The organism is Rhodococcus sp. P4_B6 (assembly GCF_056402215.1).
Genome location: NZ_JBFUHV010000065.1, coordinates 1 through 16,659, shown reverse-complemented (window position 1 = coordinate 16,659; position 16,659 = coordinate 1). Strand labels below are relative to the sequence as shown.

18 protein-coding genes and 1 pseudogene are annotated in these 16,659 nt (G+C 65.7%); 3 read left to right on the top strand and 16 right to left on the bottom strand.

Going from position 1 to position 16,659, the window contains the following annotated elements; genetic code table 11:
• Nucleotides 1–68: 68 nt before the first annotated feature.
• Nucleotides 69–2,099: a TerD family protein gene (locus AC1DWT_RS26805; RefSeq protein WP_206012370.1), complete on the top strand. Its 2,031-nt coding sequence runs from the start codon at nt 69–71 to the stop codon at nt 2,097–2,099.
• Nucleotides 2,100–2,131: 32 nt separating this feature from the next.
• Here AC1DWT_RS26805 and AC1DWT_RS26800 read toward each other — a convergent pair whose 3' ends face one another.
• From AC1DWT_RS26800 to AC1DWT_RS26790, 3 genes are all read right to left on the bottom strand, one after another.
• Nucleotides 2,132–2,836 (bottom strand): hypothetical protein, encoded by a 705-nt coding sequence (locus AC1DWT_RS26800; RefSeq protein ID WP_206012369.1) that lies wholly within the window; start codon nt 2,834–2,836, stop codon nt 2,132–2,134.
• A gap of 135 nt (nt 2,837–2,971) precedes the next feature.
• The gene (locus tag AC1DWT_RS26795; protein WP_206012368.1) at nt 2,972–3,403 is read right to left on the bottom strand and encodes a hypothetical protein; all 432 of its coding nucleotides are present in this window, start codon (nt 3,401–3,403) and stop codon (nt 2,972–2,974) included.
• A gap of 117 nt (nt 3,404–3,520) precedes the next feature.
• Nucleotides 3,521–4,117, bottom strand: a complete 597-nt coding sequence (locus AC1DWT_RS26790) for an FHA domain-containing protein (RefSeq protein ID WP_206012367.1) — start codon at nt 4,115–4,117, stop codon at nt 3,521–3,523.
• Nucleotides 4,118–4,445: 328 nt separating this feature from the next.
• Here AC1DWT_RS26790 and AC1DWT_RS26785 point away from each other — a divergent pair, with 328 nt between their 5' ends.
• Nucleotides 4,446–5,678, top strand: coding sequence for a DUF6745 domain-containing protein (locus AC1DWT_RS26785; RefSeq protein ID WP_206012366.1), 1,233 nt, complete (start codon nt 4,446–4,448; stop codon nt 5,676–5,678).
• 33 nt (nt 5,679–5,711) lie between these two features.
• Nucleotides 5,712–6,166 (top strand): annotated as a pseudogene (locus AC1DWT_RS26780) (hypothetical protein).
• Nucleotides 6,167–6,222: 56 nt separating this feature from the next.
• Here AC1DWT_RS26780 and AC1DWT_RS26775 read toward each other — a convergent pair.
• From AC1DWT_RS26775 to AC1DWT_RS26715, 13 genes are all read right to left on the bottom strand, one after another.
• On the bottom strand, nt 6,223–6,381 hold the full coding sequence (locus AC1DWT_RS26775) for a hypothetical protein (protein WP_206012364.1): 159 nt from the start codon (nt 6,379–6,381) through the stop codon (nt 6,223–6,225).
• Nucleotides 6,378–6,683 carry an NADPH-dependent FMN reductase gene (locus AC1DWT_RS26770; protein ID WP_206012363.1) on the bottom strand — a complete coding sequence of 102 codons (306 nt, stop codon included), beginning with the start codon at nt 6,681–6,683 and terminating at the stop codon, nt 6,378–6,380. Before AC1DWT_RS26770 ends, AC1DWT_RS26775 begins: the two co-directional genes overlap by 4 nt.
• A gap of 41 nt (nt 6,684–6,724) precedes the next feature.
• Nucleotides 6,725–7,933 (bottom strand): acyl-CoA dehydrogenase family protein, encoded by a 1,209-nt coding sequence (locus tag AC1DWT_RS26765; RefSeq protein ID WP_072943409.1) that lies wholly within the window; start codon nt 7,931–7,933, stop codon nt 6,725–6,727.
• A 26-nt stretch (nt 7,934–7,959) separates the two neighbouring features.
• Nucleotides 7,960–8,487 carry a flavin reductase family protein gene (locus AC1DWT_RS26760; RefSeq protein ID WP_072943410.1) on the bottom strand — a complete coding sequence of 176 codons (528 nt, stop codon included), beginning with the start codon at nt 8,485–8,487 and terminating at the stop codon, nt 7,960–7,962.
• Between the two features lie 93 nt (nt 8,488–8,580).
• Nucleotides 8,581–9,396, bottom strand: a complete 816-nt coding sequence (locus AC1DWT_RS26755) for an ABC transporter ATP-binding protein (protein ID WP_095864083.1) — start codon at nt 9,394–9,396, stop codon at nt 8,581–8,583.
• Nucleotides 9,393–10,181: an ABC transporter permease gene (locus AC1DWT_RS26750; RefSeq protein WP_206012362.1), complete on the bottom strand. Its 789-nt coding sequence runs from the start codon at nt 10,179–10,181 to the stop codon at nt 9,393–9,395. The genes AC1DWT_RS26755 and AC1DWT_RS26750 overlap by 4 nt, the downstream gene beginning before the upstream one ends.
• A complete protein-coding gene (locus tag AC1DWT_RS26745) occupies nt 10,178–11,005 on the bottom strand; it encodes an ABC transporter permease (RefSeq protein ID WP_206012361.1) in 828 nt (275 codons plus the stop codon). Before AC1DWT_RS26745 ends, AC1DWT_RS26750 begins: the two co-directional genes overlap by 4 nt.
• 6 nt (nt 11,006–11,011) lie before the next feature.
• Entirely contained in the window at nt 11,012–11,974 is a 963-nt protein-coding gene (locus AC1DWT_RS26740; RefSeq protein WP_477922940.1) for an ABC transporter substrate-binding protein, read from the bottom strand.
• Nucleotides 11,975–12,132: 158 nt separating this feature from the next.
• Nucleotides 12,133–12,837, bottom strand: a complete 705-nt coding sequence (locus AC1DWT_RS26735) for a dienelactone hydrolase family protein (protein WP_206012359.1) — start codon at nt 12,835–12,837, stop codon at nt 12,133–12,135.
• Nucleotides 12,834–13,343 carry a nucleoside deaminase gene (locus AC1DWT_RS26730; RefSeq protein ID WP_206012358.1) on the bottom strand — a complete coding sequence of 170 codons (510 nt, stop codon included), beginning with the start codon at nt 13,341–13,343 and terminating at the stop codon, nt 12,834–12,836. Before AC1DWT_RS26730 ends, AC1DWT_RS26735 begins: the two co-directional genes overlap by 4 nt.
• Complete coding sequence (locus AC1DWT_RS26725; RefSeq protein ID WP_072943420.1) at nt 13,340–13,771, bottom strand: nuclear transport factor 2 family protein; 432 nt, start codon at nt 13,769–13,771, stop codon at nt 13,340–13,342. The genes AC1DWT_RS26730 and AC1DWT_RS26725 overlap by 4 nt, the downstream gene beginning before the upstream one ends.
• 141 nt (nt 13,772–13,912) lie before the next feature.
• Entirely contained in the window at nt 13,913–16,315 is a 2,403-nt protein-coding gene (locus AC1DWT_RS26720; RefSeq protein WP_072943422.1) for a LuxR C-terminal-related transcriptional regulator, read from the bottom strand.
• A 34-nt stretch (nt 16,316–16,349) separates the two neighbouring features.
• The coding region (locus tag AC1DWT_RS26715; protein WP_477922937.1) for a VOC family protein at nt 16,350–16,659 on the bottom strand (310 nt) is incomplete at its 5' end.

The following is a 16,659-nucleotide window of genomic DNA, read 5'->3' as shown; positions in this document are numbered from 1 at the left end:
GTTGTCGGCACAGGCCCTGTCCGGCGGCACAGGTCGTTGCGGTACCGGGTCGAACAAAGGTGGTTCTGGTGGAGTTTCCGATGCTGTCCAAGGGGCAGAACCTGTCCCTGCCCGCTGACGTGGAGCAGATCGACGTGGTGCTCGGGTGGACCGAGTCGGACGTCGAGGTCGACGCGTCGGCATTGCTGCTGAACGCGGACCGGAAGGTGCGCTCCGATGCCGATTTCGTGTTCTACAACCAGCCGGAGTCGACCGACGGATCGATTCGGTTCCTAGGCGCGAGCGGCACCGAGGAAGGGGCGCAGGCGAGGATCGCGATCGATCTGTCCGCCGTGCCGGACGATGTGCACACCGTTGCCCTCGGCGGCAGTGTCGCTGCCGGCGGGTTCGGTGACCTCGGCAAACTCGCCCTCCGGGTCGTCGACGGTGCCGGGCACACGTTGGCGGAGTACGTCACTGCCGATGCCACCACCGAGTCGGCATTCGTATTCGGCGAGGTGTACCGCCGCAATGGCGACTGGAAGGTTCGGGCGGTCGGGCAGGGCTGGGAGTCCGGGCTGGCGGGGTTGGCCACGGATTTCGGAGTCGACATCGACGACGACCAGGACCCCGAACTCACCGCGACCGCCGACACCCCATCCGACAGTGAGGAATCCGCCGTGGTGGCGCCGCCCGGCTCCACCGGCGACGCCCCGCAATTGGTGCCCGAACTGCCCACGACACCGGCCGCACCACGGAAAGCGACGACCCGGGGTGTCCGCACTGCCAAGCGGGCGGTGAAGAAGTCGAAGCCACTCGTGTTCGGCCTCGCCGAACAGGACACCTGGCAGCCGGCGCGGTTGTTCTCGGTCATCGGCGTCGGCGCGGGTGAGGAGCAGGAGCGGCGTGCCACGTCCGCACTGATCGCGACGATGCAGGCGGTGCGTCCGTTCGCACGCGCGGTGTGTGCCCGGGTGGGGGCTCCCGCGGGCACCTTCGAGGGGTACGTGGAGGTGGCGTACGAGCGGGGCGAGACGAAGGTGATTCCGGATGCCGTGTTGAAGGTCGCCCGCGGCAGCAGGGTGTGGACCGGTCTGCTCGAGGTCAAGACCGGCAGCGGCAAGCTGAAGAAGGAGCAGCTCGAGAACTATCTCGACGTAGCTCGGAAGAAGAAGTACGACGTCGTGGTCAGCTTGTCGAACGACGTCCCGGCCAGCGCGGGGGAGCTGCCGGTGGAGGTCGATCGGCGCAAGCTCGCCAAGGTCGCTCTACGGCATTTGTCGTGGGCGGAGGTGGCGCACGAGGCGCGGATGCTGCTGTCCCACGGCGGAATCGACGACGATCTGCAGGCGTGGGTCCTTGCCGAGTTCGTGCGGTACCTGGACCATCCGCGTTCCGGGGCGGTCGAGTTCGTCGACATGGGAAGGCACTGGGTCACGGTCCGCGACGCGGTCACCGCCGGCACCCTGCGCGCCGGCGACCAGAAAGCCGCCTCCGTGGCCGACACCTGGGTGTCCCTGTCCCGGCATCTCGCACTGCGACTGACGGCCGAGTTGGGGGTCACCGTCAAACACGTCCTGCCGCGCAGGCACAGCACCGATCCGGTGGCCCGCAATGCGGCGGTTGCCGAGCGGTTGTCGGCCGACGGCGTGTTCGAGGCGGTCCTGCGGATCCCGGAGACTGCGGGCGATCTGGTGGTGATCGCGGATGTGCGGACCAACAAGATCCGGTGCCGCACCACCGTAGACGCACCGAACGAGGGAACCTCCGGTCGCCGGCTGTCGTGGCTGCTCAAGCAACTCAAGGATGTCCCCGGCGATGTGCAGGTGGAGGCGGTGTTTTCCGAGCGGGGAAACGAGGCCTGCGAGCACATCGCGGCGGTGCGGGCCGATCCGAAAGTGCTCACCGCCGGCCGGTCCGGGGACATAGTGTCCTTCTGCCTCGAGCAGTCATTCCCGATGGGCGGTCGAAGGTCGGGAACGGCGGCGAGTTTCATCAGCAGCGTGACGTCCTCGGCGGACGCGTTCTACGGGACGGTGGTGCAGCAACTACGGGAATGGGTGCCGGCTGCACCCAAGCAGACCGAGCAGCCGAGGACTGCAGAACCCGAAGGCGAGTAGAACTCGGTTGACATGCGCGGCTTGCCGCGACCTCACAGCGTCGGCCGGTCCAGCGGCCGTGGGAGCGGTGCGAGTGCGCCCGCGTCCCGCAGCTGCTCGTACACGCTGACCACCGTGTCGATCTCGCCCGACGCTGCGATCTGAAGAAGCACGCCGCCGTCCGGAACGGCCCGACGGCTCGCCTCCAGGCCGTCGGGTATCAGGACTGCGCGGGCCGAGCACAGGTAGCCGGACCGGCCGACCACAGGATCGCCGACGACGAATCCGGCGTCGTCCTCGAGGGCATCGAGAGTGTCGTCGTCGGTCACGTCGCCGAAGTCCGGTTCCCACGTCGACGCAAGCATCGTGAGCAGTTCAGATTCGGGGACGACGGCACCGTGGGGCGCGTCGACACTCATCACCATTGACTGCAACAGAAACTGCGGGGTACCTCCGGCCACGCCGGAGAGTTCGACCGCCCACCCGGCCTCACCGGTACAGAGCAACCGCAACCCGGTGCCCGTCAAATCCGACCACGCCTCCGCCTCCTGCGCGACGAGGAGAACGGCTGTCAGCTCATCCGGCGCACAAGCGGTATCCGGTCCCGACGCGTGCACCTGCCGCCAGTTGCCTTCCACCGGTGACGCGACTTCCGGCAGCAGCTGCGAGACCTGTTCCACAGTCTGCCGCCACCGCCCCGCCAGCGCTTCGACCGGCTCCGGCCGCGGCCCCCAGAAGGCCCGCACGACGCGTCGCATTCGAATGCGTCCTCCTTGTCTCGCGAGTATCGGGCTCCGCCGAGATCGGCGAGCGTACCTGCGGGCACAGTCTATTCGCGCTCGTCCTATTCGCGCGCGTCGCCGTACGACCGAATGTCGAATGCGAGTGTCTACTCAACGAGGACCGGAATTAGTTGTTCCAGTTGGTCCTGCGGTGATAGCCGCGATTAGAGCATCCGCCCGCTTCACCTGGCGATGCATCCCGAACACCGCGGCAAGTAACGTGGCGGCCAACCATACGAACACCCACGTCAGGAAGGAGTCACCCTCGTCGGCGAAGTTGGCGAGCGCGACGAATGACATGAGGACACCGGCGGCGAGCATCGCCCAGCTGCCGCGGGCGACCGACTGTCGGTTCTCGACCACTCGCGTTCGCCATGACCAGATGTCTGCGTTCGGTGGCAGCGCGCCGTTGTCGATCGCCGTGGACACCTCACGTTTCGCGGCGAGCCGCGGACTGCGGCCGCTTCGAATCAGCCAGAGCGGCACGACATATGCGGCGACGGCGCCCACCACACCACCGAGAATCACGATGATCGGATCCATGCATTCCTCGCTTGATAGATTTTGTTGGCAACAACAGGATCCGCCGGACCTCCCGCGCATCGAAACGCATCTTAGGGTTGGAAATCGACCCCCTTCGGCTTGGAACCGATCAGAACCCTAGTTGAGGATGCCGTTGTTGAGGGCGAGAGTGACGAGTCGGGAGCGTTTCTGATTCTGAGGGAGGTCCTCTATCTGGAATGTGCTGAAGAGGGCACGGAGATGGGTCTTGACGGTTTCGGTGCTCAGGTGCAGGGCGTCGGCAATCTGTCGGTTCGAGGCCGGGATGGGGTGGTCGGTGCCGTCGTGGAATGGCCGGCACAGTTCGGTGAGGACGGTGCGTTGCGCGGGTGTGAGAACGATGTCGGCGTCGACGGTGCCCCCGATGTGGGTGACGCCGCAGTCGGTGCCAGGCTCCCCATGGTAGGTGAGCATGCTCTCGCCGACTTGGATGACGTCTCCGGGGTGCAGTGTCTGGCGTCCTTGCACGCGGGTGCCGTTGACGAAGGTGCCGTTGCGGGAGAGGCCGTCGTCGGTGATGGTCCAGTGGATGCCGATGCGTTCGATGGTCGCGTGCAGGCGTGAGATGTCGGGGTCGGTGGGCAGCGACAGGTCGGCGTACGAGGAGCGGCCGATGACGATCGGGGAGTGGTCCGGGACGAGAGTCATCTCGTCGGTACGCCCACGGTCGGTGTACGAGAGAACAGAGTCCGTCACTGGGAGTTCCCCTTTCGGAGTGCGCCCGTTGAGGTAGTGTGTTGCCGGGCTCCGTCGGTCGGCGGGTCGCCGTAGTTGGTCGACGTCATGGTGTGCTTTCTGGCGGTCGGGGCGGGTGTTGTCGATTCCGGTTCCTCCATCGTGGCGCGCAGGGGCGGGTCGTGTTAGACCCCCTGGGGGTGGTGTCTGGCCACCCCTCTGGACCGAGTCGGCGAGGGATGCGGCCCTCGACAGATCGCGGGGGTCAGCCGGAGGTCTTGCGTTCGAGGCATTCGCGTGCCACGCTCGTACGCATGACTATGGGAAAGGCGGACTCCGCCACAGTCGCGTGAGCGCCGCACCGTTTCGCTCGGCGACTCGACACCGAGCGACATTCACCGGTAACACTGATCACTCCGCCGAATACATGTTCGGTGTCGAAGCTGCGCGTGACGCATGGCTCGCGCACGGGTTGTGTGCACGCCCATCCGATCGCACCACGGCGGAATCGGCTGTCGAAACATTTTATCGTCGAGCCGGATTCAGCCGGCCGGAGTTCGTCTGGGTGCCGTCACCTCCAGCGGGATCGGACCTGATCGCCGCCGAGGGGTTGGCGACGACGCTGTCGTTTGCCGGCGACGGAGTTCAGTGCGTCTCCGCCCGAATAGCAACCATGCTTTCGAAATCGCGCAGACGCATGGACGCATTGATCGCCCGAGGGCGATCCGACTGGCCGCACGAACGCCGGGCGATCGAGACCGCGCGAGCCCAGTCGCCCGACAACTCTGCCCGCGTCGGCATCAGCCCCAATGCAATCATTCGAGCCGCCGTGTGGGATTCGTTGCGCACGAGCCTTTTCGATGGGGCCGCGGCTGCGATACGGACACTGATGCCCGCCGTCGTCGGCGGCGTGAGCTGGTATGGACAGCAAGAGGCCCATCGGGTCGCGTACTACGACGCGTACCGTCGGTTTGGGCTCGCCAGGTTCCGCTCCGACGATGTCGAGCTACTCGACGTCCATACCGCCCTGACCGGCGCGACCGGGTGGTGGTGGGCGTTCGACAATGTGTGCGTCGTTGCCGAACGGCCCACCGCCCTGCATGCTGAGCCCATACCGGGCCGTGTTCACAACGAGCACCGGTTGCATCACCCGGATGCGCCTGCGCTGGAATTCGAAGATGGTCGGGCGCTTTTCGTGCAGCACGGGACTGTCGTCCCCGACTGGGTCGTCCTCGAGCCGACGGTCGAACGTATCGCCCGCGAACGTAATGTCGAGGTCCGCCGATGCGCGATCGAGCGCATCGGATGGGACACCTACATCGACGCGGCCGGACTCGCGCTGATCGACCGAGCCGACGATCCCGGCAATGTCGGTCACACGCTGCAGCTTTACGTGATATCGGACGGCTGGGGCCGCAGCGATCACATCCTGCTCGCCGTCAACGGTTCCCCCGAACGCGACGGCCGTCGGCGACGATACGGGATCTATGTGCCGACACGAATTTCGTCGGCGTTGGATGCCGCAGCCTGGACCTACGGCATCAATGGCGCCGACTACGCCCGGCTCGTTCGTCGAACCTGAAACCCGAAAACCCGAACTCCGAAGGTGATTCGCATGAATTCGATCATGACCTTGTCCGATCTCACGGCCCTCACGGGCCTCGATGTGTTCGACTATCTCGATCAGGAGGTATCCGTACCGTCATCGACGGTATGCAGGCTCAGGGCGACCTCATCGTAGTCCCGTATTCGCTTGTCGCCGACGTCGTCACGCCCGGTCCATGGACGCGGTCGGAGAACGTCCCGCTGTCGGGAGTGGAGTTGCTGCGGAGCGCGGCGGGCGGAAACCCGCACAGCCTCGTCGCCGACGAAGGCATGTGCATATGGTCGACACCGGTGAACGACCCCCGGCGCCTCGCGCTCGGCATCCTCGACACCCGCGTTACCGCCTACCTCATCCACCCCGAGCACGGAGCCACCGGCATGGCCCCCGGTCGGTATGTCATCGGACGACAGCGGGAACGGGGCGTCGGGCGGTTCTTCGAGCGGACGCACTTCGTCGTCGATTGACGTCCGGGATCCGTCCGATTCGGCTCTACGTGCCGCGCGGGGGACGCAGGGCCGGCTCACCCGGACAAGCTCGTCGAACATTGCCTGGGCCGATGCGGACACGGCGGGGTCGGGACGAAGTTGCGCTTCTCGTCGAGGAACTGGGCGACGAACGGTATCGCGACCGCCTCCGCCACCGGGGTCATGTTCACTGTCGTGACAACCTGCTTGATCATCTGTGCGGCGCTCGTGTCCCGGCTGAGATGCCGCCGCAGCTGACCAGGCCGACCGGCTCGTAGACGAACGCATCCGTCTCGGCGACCGTGGCGGTCCAGTCGATGGTGTGCTGATGCGTGTTCTGGCTCAGTCGTCGATGGTGGGGTTCGTCCATGAACGGCAGGTTCACCTCTCGGAGGTCGACGAGTTCGACCTCCGAGAATCCCCCGTGAACATCGGCATCCGATGCTACCCACTGTCCTACCTGCAAACCGATTCTGCCTGGACGGGTGCTGGCGACGATGATGTCGAGCTTGGGCAACGCTGTTCCTCCTTCGAGTGACGGGTCCGAGGGTCGCGCGGTCACACCATCCGGCGGTTCTCGTCGGTCTGGAGGCCGAGGATGAATTCTGCGTGGCTTTCGAAACCGGCCTCACCCATCACCCCATGAGCGGAGATGGTGTTGAGGTCGCGGAGGAGTTTGGACAGGAGACTGTCGTCGAGGATCGCGGCGGCACCCGCATGCCGGAACGCGCGGGTGACCACTTCCACCGAGGTCTTCGCGGCGAGCGAGGCGGCGGTCTGCATCTGGTCGAGCAGTGGGAGCTGAACACGGTCTCCTGCGTCGATCACATCGTTGACCTGGTGGAGGGTATCGATGCAGAGGCTGCGCGCGGCGCGGACGCGGGCGTCGAGTTCGCCGAGTTCGCGTTGGAACCAGGTGAGTTCGGTCAGGGCAGGAGGCTGATGCAGGTTGATCCGCCCACCGCGCCGGATCTTCGGCGCGGCGCCGACAATTTCGTCCAGAGCCCGGCGGGCCGCGCCGAGGACCATGCCGGGGTGCATTTGCAACACGAAGGGCACCATGCCGAGGCGGGACAGCGGGGTGTCGGTGCGGCAGCCTTCACCCATCGGGTCGTAGATCATGTCGTCGGCGACGAAGACATGGTCGGCCTGGAAGCTGCTGCTGCCCGTGCCACGCATGCCGAGTACTTGCCAGTCGTCGAGGATCTCTATCTCGCCACGCGGCAGGAGCGCGGCCCGGCGTACCGGTTTGCCGGCCTCATCGGCGATGAGGAACGTCGCGGTGACGTAGTCAGCGTGGTAGAGACCGCTGACGAAGTCCCACCGACCGCTGACCACGTAGCCGCCGTCCACCCTTTGCGCGCTGCCGGGCTTGAGGGACGCCGCCTTGAGGGCGATGCCGCCGGCGAAGATCCTGCGGGCTGTGTCTTCGCTGACCACGGTGGCGAGCTCGCCGGCACCTTCGAGAAGAATCGTGGCTGTCCAGGCGGTGGCGGGGTCGATGTGCCCAATCTTTTCGATTACCTCGAACGCGGTGACGGCATCGACGACGTTGCCGCCGAGATCGTCGGGAGTCATGATTCCGAGCACGCGCGACTGCCGCAGTGCTGCGATGGAGCGGTCACTGAGGCGCCGACCCGATTCGGATTCGATTGCGCCGATCGCGAGTTCGTCACGGATGGAATCGACCGCGGCGAGGGCCGCGGCGCGCCGATCGGTGCGGGCGAGCGGCCACGAGGTCAGCGGGGCAGTGGTGGTGGAGGTCATCGGTCGGTTCCTTTGCGGTTGGGGTATCACGGACGGGCCGAGGCGGGCAGCGGAGTATGGATCCCGAATCGGCGTTTGCTGTAGGAGAGGGTGCGGGCGGGCCGGTTTTCGACCGTTCTGACCTGCCCGAGAATGATGACGTGGTCGCCGCCGCCGACGATCCGGGCGACGTCGCATCCGAGCCAGCCGGGGGCGTCGATCAAGCGGGGCAGGCCGCTGTCCATCCGCCAGGGTGCGTCGGCGAATCGATCGATGCCGCTGGTAGCAAAGATGCGGGCGAGTTCCTCATCGTGCTCGCCGAGGATGTTCACGCCCAGTCGGCCGGTGGCGGTGACAGCGGTCAGCACCCGCGAGCGGCGGTCGAGGGCGACAGTGATCATGGGCGGGGTCAGCGACAGCGAGCCGAAGGCGCTGACAGTGGCACCCACGGGCGTGTCCTCGGTCATGGCGGTGATCACCGTGACCGGGGCGCACAGGGATGCCATCGTGTCTTTGAATTCGTCGGCGATCGAGGTGGTGTCGGTCCGGTCGGGGGTGTCTGTGCTGATCGACATTCGTGCCCTCACTTCAGGTCAGTGGTGGGAGGTGTTCTTGCTCGATACTGCTCGGGTCGGCAACGTCGGTTCATCCCCGGAACTCGGGATTTTTCAGCGCCGGATCAGTCCGAGGACATGTGCGCGTAGCTCGGCGAAGGCCGGCTCGAGTTTGGTGTGCAGTTGATCCCGGGGGCCGGGTAGGGGGACCTGGATGATCTCGGTGACCGACGTCGGAGCGCCGGAGAGGACGATGACGCGGTCGGCCAGGTACACCGCTTCGTCGATGTCATGGGTGACGAGAACGACGGTCATCCCCAGTTCCTCACGCAGTCTGAGCATCAGGTCCTCGAGATCTGCTCGGGTCTGCGCGTCGACCGATGCGAAGGGCTCGTCCATCAGCAGCACTTCGGGCCGGCACGCGACTGCGCGGGCGATGGCGGCGCGTTGCTGCATCCCGCCCGACATCTGCCAGGGATAGAGGTTCGTCGCGTGTGCAAGGCCCACCGCCTGCAGCGCCTGCTCGGCGATGCGGTGGCGTTCTGTTCGTTTCAGGCCCGAACGGCGGAGCGGGAGCATGACATTGCCCAGCACACTCATCCAGGGGAGCAGGGACCGTGAGTAGTCCTGGAAGACGAGGGCCAGGCCCTTCGGGGGAGCGGTGACATTCTCTCCCTCCAGTGCGACCTCGCCGGCGTCCGGTGAGAGCAGTCCCGCGAGGCACCGCAACAGGGTGGTCTTGCCTGCCCCCGAGGGGCCGACCACGGTGACGAATTCCCCTTGATGGACCGTGAACGTGACGTCGGCCAGGATGTGCCGGGAGGCGGTCCCGCGACCATAGGATTTTGCCACGGCCCGCACATCAAGAGTGAGACGAGCGGGCACATCCGGGTCGGTGGCTGCGGCCGGGGTGGTGGTGGATGTGGTCATGATGCAGAACCTCCTTGCCCAGCTTTCCTGAGCCCGTAGTACCAGCGGAGTAGATACCGTTCGATGCCGCGGAACACGACGTTGCTCGTGTAACCGAGAATTCCCAGAAGTAACAATGCCGACCACATCTCCGGAATCGCGAAGGTGCGTTCGGCCTGCAGTTGCACGTATCCGATTCCGTGCGTGGACGCGACGTATTCGCTGGCGATGATCAACACCACGCCGAGCGCGACGCTGATCCGCACTCCGGCCAGAATCTGCGGGCTTGCCCCCGGCAGGACGACCCGCAGCAACCGATGGTGGAACGGAATGTGATAGCTGCGCATCATGTCTCGTACGAGCGGGTCCAGGGAGCGGACACCGTCGATCGTGCCGAGCAGGATAGGCCAGATCGTCCCGTAGGCGATAACCGCGATCTTCATCTCGTCCCCGACACCCATCAGCACGAGGCCGACGGGAACGAGCACGATCCCAGGTACCGAGCGCATGAACTCGAACACCGGGTGAGCGGCATCGTAGAGACCCTCGCGCAGCGCCAGCACCAACCCGGCACCGATTCCGATCACTGTCGCAATCACCAGACCGGCGAGGAAGTTCCGCACGCTGGGAACGGCATCCGATCCGATCCGGTCGAACAACCACATCTGCTGGAAGGTATGCGCCACCTGCTGAAGTGGAGGGAAATAGAAACTCTCCCTGCGTGTTGTCGCCACCCACACCACGGCGACGGCCACGATGGGCAGCCACAGTTCGACGGCTGCCGCTCGTGCTGTTCTCCGTATCATTTCACTGTCTCTCTGTTGGCGGGCGACCACGGAATCACCCGGCGTTCGAGGTGGAGGAAGACCACGTTGAGGGCAACACCGAGCAGTCCCGCGACCATCAGCCAGGCGAACATCACGTCCACACCACCGGCCTGCTGCGCTATGCCCAGTGACTTGCCCAGTCCCGGAGCCGAGCCGAGGTACTCGGCCGCCGTCGTCAGCATCAGCGCGATGGCGGCCGAAGTGCGTAATCCGGTGACCACGAAGGGGAGCGCGGACGGCAGGACCAGTTGCGTCATGCGATCGAACCGCGAGAGTCGTAACGACCGCACGGTGTCGGCGGCGACAGGGTCGACGTTATGCACACCGTCGACGGTGGACGTCAGTAGCGGCCAGCACGCCCCGAACACGACCAGGAGCACCTTCATCTCCATCGTCGAGCCGAGGATCAGCAGCAGAACGGGGGTGAGTGCGACCGCGGGAATGGTGCGCAGGAAGTCGATCATCAGGCGTGTGCTGCGGGTGAGGAACTCGGATGTTCCGATCAGCAGTCCGACGGGGACGGCGAGGACGACGCACAGGGCGAGGCCCGCAACCCAGCCCACCGCGGTCTGGCCCAGCGTCATCCAGAATTCCGGCGTGGTCGTCATCGACGCGAGAGCCGACAGTGATTGTGTGGCAGTCGGTATCGAACTCGAGGGCAACAGCCCGGACTGCACCGCCAGTTGCCAGCCTGCCAGGGCTGCGACGATGACCGCTGCCCGCGTGGCCAGGCGTCGCTGGGGGAGTGGAAACCAGGGTGAGGTTGCGGCCGGGGGCCGAGGCGTGCGCGTGAGCGTGGTCATGATCGATCAGCTCATCAACTCGTCGACATCGACGTCTCCTGAGACGAACTGATACTGCTCCATCAGCCCGGTCCACAGCGTCAGTGCGGCGCGGGGGTCGCCGGCGTCGAAGACAGGGAGCCGCATTGCCGGAATCAGTTCAGCGGGAACCGGGCTGATCGCCGGCAGCACTGCCCGCACCTCGTCCGGGTGCGCGGCGGCGTATTCGATGCCCCGGTTCAGTGCCCGGACGAAGCCCTGCACTGCCTCCGGATTTTCCTGTTCGAACTTCTGCGAGGTGGCGACGGTCAGCTGCATGCCACCCGGCACCGCCTCTGCGCCCGGTGACATCAAGCGGGTGGCACCCTGGGCGAGCGCGGCGGTATCGAACGGTGAGATCGTGCTGAAGGCGTCGACATGGCCTTTGGCGAGGGCGTCGGTCATGTCCGACAACGGCATTTCCAGGAATTTCACCTGGTCGCTGTCCGCCCCGGCCTTGTCGAGCGCGGCACGGAGAGACAGTTCGCCACTGCCTTTCAGTGCCCCGACCGCGACGGTTCTTCCGGTCAGGTCTGCGGGTGTCTTGACGGCACTGTTCTTCGCGACGAGCACGACTCCGGTGTCCTCAGCGGGGAGATCGGTGCTCTTGGTCACGCCCCCGACGATCCGCAGCGGGAGCCCCTTGTCGAACGCCTGGATGACGATCGCTGTCTCTCCGAGAGCGAACTGGTCGGAGCCGTTGACCAAGTTCGTGATCATGGCACCGGCATTGGTGAAGTCTGCGGTCGCGTTGATCCCTTCCTCGCGGAAGAATCCCTTGTCGACCGCAAACGTGAAGGGAACGGAGTCGACGATGGGTAGCTGACCCACCGTGACGTCGAGAAGGCCATCGGTTCGGGACTCTGTGTCCGAGGAACTACAACTTGCCGTCGATACCAGGGCAAGTGTGACCAGGCCGGCGATGACGGCGTGTCGGGGCAGTATGTGCATCGGTCGTTTCCTTCTCCGAGAATAGTGAGGTCGGGGACCTGAAGGGACTCGCGGTTCGCGCGATCTTTCGAGACTGGCGGTGTGGCGAAAGTCTCGTTGTACTGAGCCTGGCGGGTTCGAGTTGTGGACGCAATGACGAGAACTCGGGATGTGTCAGGTCAGTCCAGCCACCGCTGCAGATGCAGCAGGGTGCGCTCGAACGCGATATCGGTTGCTTCGGAATCGAACGTGTCGCGTCCGAAGGTTGCGAACGCGTGGTTCGCACCGGGGTACCGGTAGAACTCCGCCTCCGGGTTCCCGGCGAACGCCTCCGCGATGGCGGTTCGTGCCTCGGGCGGGCAATAGTGATCATTTTCGGCGAAGTGGAACAGGACGGGGACATCGATCTGTTCGGCCACGTCGAGGCGGTCCTGCACTCCGACGCCGTAGTAGCTCACCGCAGTATCGACGTCGGCATTCGCGGCGGCCAGGATAGCCAGACCGCCGCCGAGGCAGTAGCCGAGCGCACCGACCCGCCCATTGCCCCAGTCGCTTCGGCGAAGCCACTGGATTGCCGCGGAAATGTCGAGGCCGGCGGTGGACAGGTCCAGGTTGTCCCGCAGCTCGATCGCGTGAGTGAAGTCCTCCCCGGTGTAGTCGAGTTCGACATCAGCCTCCTGGCGGGCGAACAAGTCGGGGACGAGCGCCTGAAACCCCTGCGCCGCAAAGATCTCAGCCATGGTCCGCATGTAACGGTTGATACCGAAGATTTCGTGCAGCAGAACGATTCCACCGCGATGGTGACGTGTTTCGGGTCCCGCGGAGTAGGCCCGGAACGTGTGGCCGTCCCCGGCAGTGAGGCGAACCGTCGAGGTGAGGATCATCGTGCCTGCCCCGTCCAGTAGTCGAGGTGGGGTTCGAGGGCGGCCTGTCCCATCGGATGATGCCGGATCTCCGGACGACCATCGCCACCTGCGAGCACCTCCGCCATGGGCGTAGGGACCGTGCGGACCTGGTCCGATGCCCCCGGAAATGACGCCAGATCCTTGGCTGCGAGTGCGTACACCACGCGTCCTATGCCGCTCAGATAGATCGCGCCGGCGCACATCGGGCACGGTTCCGCGCTGCTGTACAGCGTGGTCGAGGCAAGAGCCGAAGCCCACCTGGACGCCGACGCCGCGCGCACCACATTGGTCTCGGCGTGCGCAGTGACGTCGCGGTCGGTGACTGCGGTGTTCGTTGCCGTCAGCAGAACGATCCCTGCGGCATCGACGAGAAGGGAACCAAATGGCCGGTTGCCGTCGGCGCGCGCCGTTCTCGCCAGATCCAACGTGTGCAGCAGGTGCGTTCGATCGGTGGCCTCGCCGACCGTGCTGCCGGCCGGATTCACACCGACCTCGTGAAGATCGGAACCGAGCGCCGCTCACGGAAACGCCACACATGGTCGGCGCCCCGAACGTAGATGTCCCGGTATTCCGCCACCGACTGTGCGATGGGTTCACCAGCCTCGAGTCCGTCGTGCATGTACAAGGTGACGAGCACCGTGCCCTCGATCGACGAGGTGGAGAGACGAACGAGGCGATGGTTGCTGAGCACGCTTCGGGACGTGCGAGCCATTGCTGTGCGTCCGTCGGCGAACGCCTGCAGTGCGGCAGTGCCGGCCGTGACCGCCTGACCGGTGACGAACCTTCCGTCTGTCTCGAACAGTTCCGCGAAYCCGGCCGGCTCCGCATGGTCGAGCTTCCAGGTGAATTCGACGACGAGGTCGTGTATCGCCGATCGCGTGGGGGTGTCGATGTCGCCGCGGATTGCGTGCACCAGTCGCTCCTTCAGTCGAAGTTGTCGTATCGCTCGTAAGCCTTCTCCGACAACACCGGTCGGCGCATCACAAGTTCTCGTCAACTCCGGCTCTGAACCGCACCCCGTGCGCAACCGACCGCACTCGAGTCGTGGCGGGCGTCAGTCGTCCATCAGCCCGGATCTGATGGCATACGCGGTTGCGTCCGCTCGCCCGGAGGCCCCGATCTTGCGATACAGGTTGCTGATGTGCCTGCCGACGGTCTCGATGCTGATGACGAGTTCGGTGGCGATCGCCCGGCTGGTCGAACCGGCCGCGATCAACCGGAGCACCTGCACCTCGCGGGCGGTCAGACCGTCGGGATAGCGATCCTGTCGACTACGCCGGGCGCTGCGGGCGGCCACGAGCTGCGGTGCGTAGGCCAGGACGTCACCGACTGTCATTCGGAAGCCTTCTGCGTGCAGCACCGAGAGATTGGACGGCGGTCCGGTGAGGATTCCGGTCAAATCTATCGCTCTGGCGGGGAATTCGATCCAGTCATGCAGATTCAATGTCGAGCGGACAGACATGGCCAGACCTACCAGCCGGGCGGCATAGTCGCTGTCGCCGAGATCGTGGAGGCACACGGCAAGACCTTCCAGACACCAGATGAAACGTGGTCTCGCACCGATCGCGGCCGCCAGAGCGAGGCTCTCGAGGTAATGGGTGGCAGCCGCGACGACGGTGCCACGGCCCAGTTCGATCTCGGCGATGAGGTTGAGGAAGACCGAACTGTTCCAGGCATCACCGGCGTCCTGGGCCAGACGTAGTCCCTCTGCGAGCAGCGCTGTCGCCTGAGTGTCGTGGCCGTCCTCATGGAGAATGCGGCCGAGTTGTTGCAGTGGCACGTTGGTGTACGAGCTGTCTCCGACACCGCGAAACCCTTCGACGGCACGGTCCAGGGTGCTGCGGGCAAGCTCGCGGTGGTGGCCGGTCGCGGCGGCCGAGGCGCCGAAGAGGCTGCGGGCGCGGGCTGCCCACCACTGGTCGTCCGCGTCGTCGAGGCTGGCGATGGCCTCCTCGAAGAGCGGGCGGGCGGCGTCGAATCCGTGTACTTCGAATCGGGCGGCGGCAAGGTCGACGAGAGTGCGGGCTCGCGTGGTCGGTTCACCCAATTCCTGCCAAAGACGTGCACATTCGTCCAGTTCGGCGAGCGCATGCGCATATGACGACGCGGCACCGGTGAGAACTGCCCGGGCCTCGCGGGCGCGCACGGCTGGCACGGACCGCCTGTCTCCCGTGAGCCGAAGACTGTCGGTGAGCCAGTGCAAGCCCTCCTGCAGGAGACCTCTCGCGAGCCAGTAGCTGCGCATTCCTGCGGCAAGGTCGACTGCGCGTTCGTCGCCCAGTTCGAGGTAGAACCGTAGTGACGACCTGATGTCGCCGAGGTCACCGTCGGTGCGTGTGAGCCAGTCGTCGGCGGCAGGCCCCACGAGGTCCGCGCCGTCGAGCACTCTGTGCAGAAAGTACTGTGCGTGGGCAGTTCTGGCGGTCGCGGGCTGTGGTTCCGACCGCAGTAGTAGCCGGCCGTAGTCGCGCGTGGTCTGCGCCATCGCGAAGGCGGGTCTGCGACGGTCCGGCCGATCGGGCACCGGAGTGAGCAGGCTGAGGCGCACGAATTCGTCGAGGTGATCCACCACCGCGTGCGGAGAACAGACTTCGGCAGGTCCATGCAGTTCGCCCACCGAATCGGCGAGAATCGCTGACAGTGCTCGAGGTTCGATGACGCCGTCGAAAACCGCAAGGACCTTGTACAAGGCGGCATCGACCGGCTCGAGCAGCGACACGGTGTCCGCAACGGTGCGGGTCAAGGTGCGGTGACGGTCGGGAAGATCAGCGGGTCCACGCATGTTCGGCGACCAACCGTCTTCGATCCGCGCCGCCAAGGCGTCCAGCGTCAACGTGCTCAGTTGATGGGCGGCGATCACGAGGGCGAGGGGAAGCCCGCCGAGTTGCCGGCAAATCGAGGCGACCGTGTGGGCCTGGGCCCCGAGGTCTCGTTCGAAGGCAACCCGGCGGGCGTGATCGAGGAAGAGTTTCAGCGCTGGACTGGTCGACGCGTCGATGTTGGGGGCACCGTCTGCGTCCGGACAGGGGAGAGGGCGCAGTACATATCGGTATTCGTGTGACAGATCGGTCGCGGCCCTGCTCGTTGCGAGGAGCCGGACGTGCGGGTGGGCAGTCAGGAGCGCGCCGAGGGCGCGCACCTCGGAGCGGATCCGTTCGAGACTGTCGACCACGACGACGTGTGGTTTCTCCGATTCGGGCGGCGTCGCCATGGTGTTGCCGATCTGGGTCACCGCGTCTGTCGCGGACTCGCATCCCGACAGATCTACCGGCGTGACGTCGGTGCCCGATGTCACCAGTTCCCTCGTCACTGCGGCGACGACCGCGGTCTTCCCCACACCTCCGGTGCCGACCACGGTCAGCATCCTGACCGCGGGGTCGCGGAGAAGTGTGAGGATCGAGGCAACGTCGTCGTCCCGGCCGACGAGCGCGCGTGGTGGCAATGTGTCCGAGTCCATGGCAGAACCCTCTCGATGTCGACGAAGCCCGCAGTCACCCCTTCGCGGAATGCGCTCCGGTCATCAGGGCTGCGAGGTCGTCGGGTTCGAGGAACGACGGCGGGGGCGGTGGTCCCCAGGCGTAGAGGCCTTGGAGTCCGTGCAGCACTTCCGGGGACCAGAGTTCGTCTTCGGGGACGGTGTCCATGTCGGAGTAGTACTCGGAGAAGTTCCCGGCCGGGTCCTTGAGGTACCAGAAGAAGTTCGCGCCGGCGTGGTGGCGGCCGAGTCCCCAGATGTGGCGTTCGGGGTTGTTCTCGAGCATGGTGTGGGCGCCGCGGCCGACCTCGTCGATGTCGTCGACC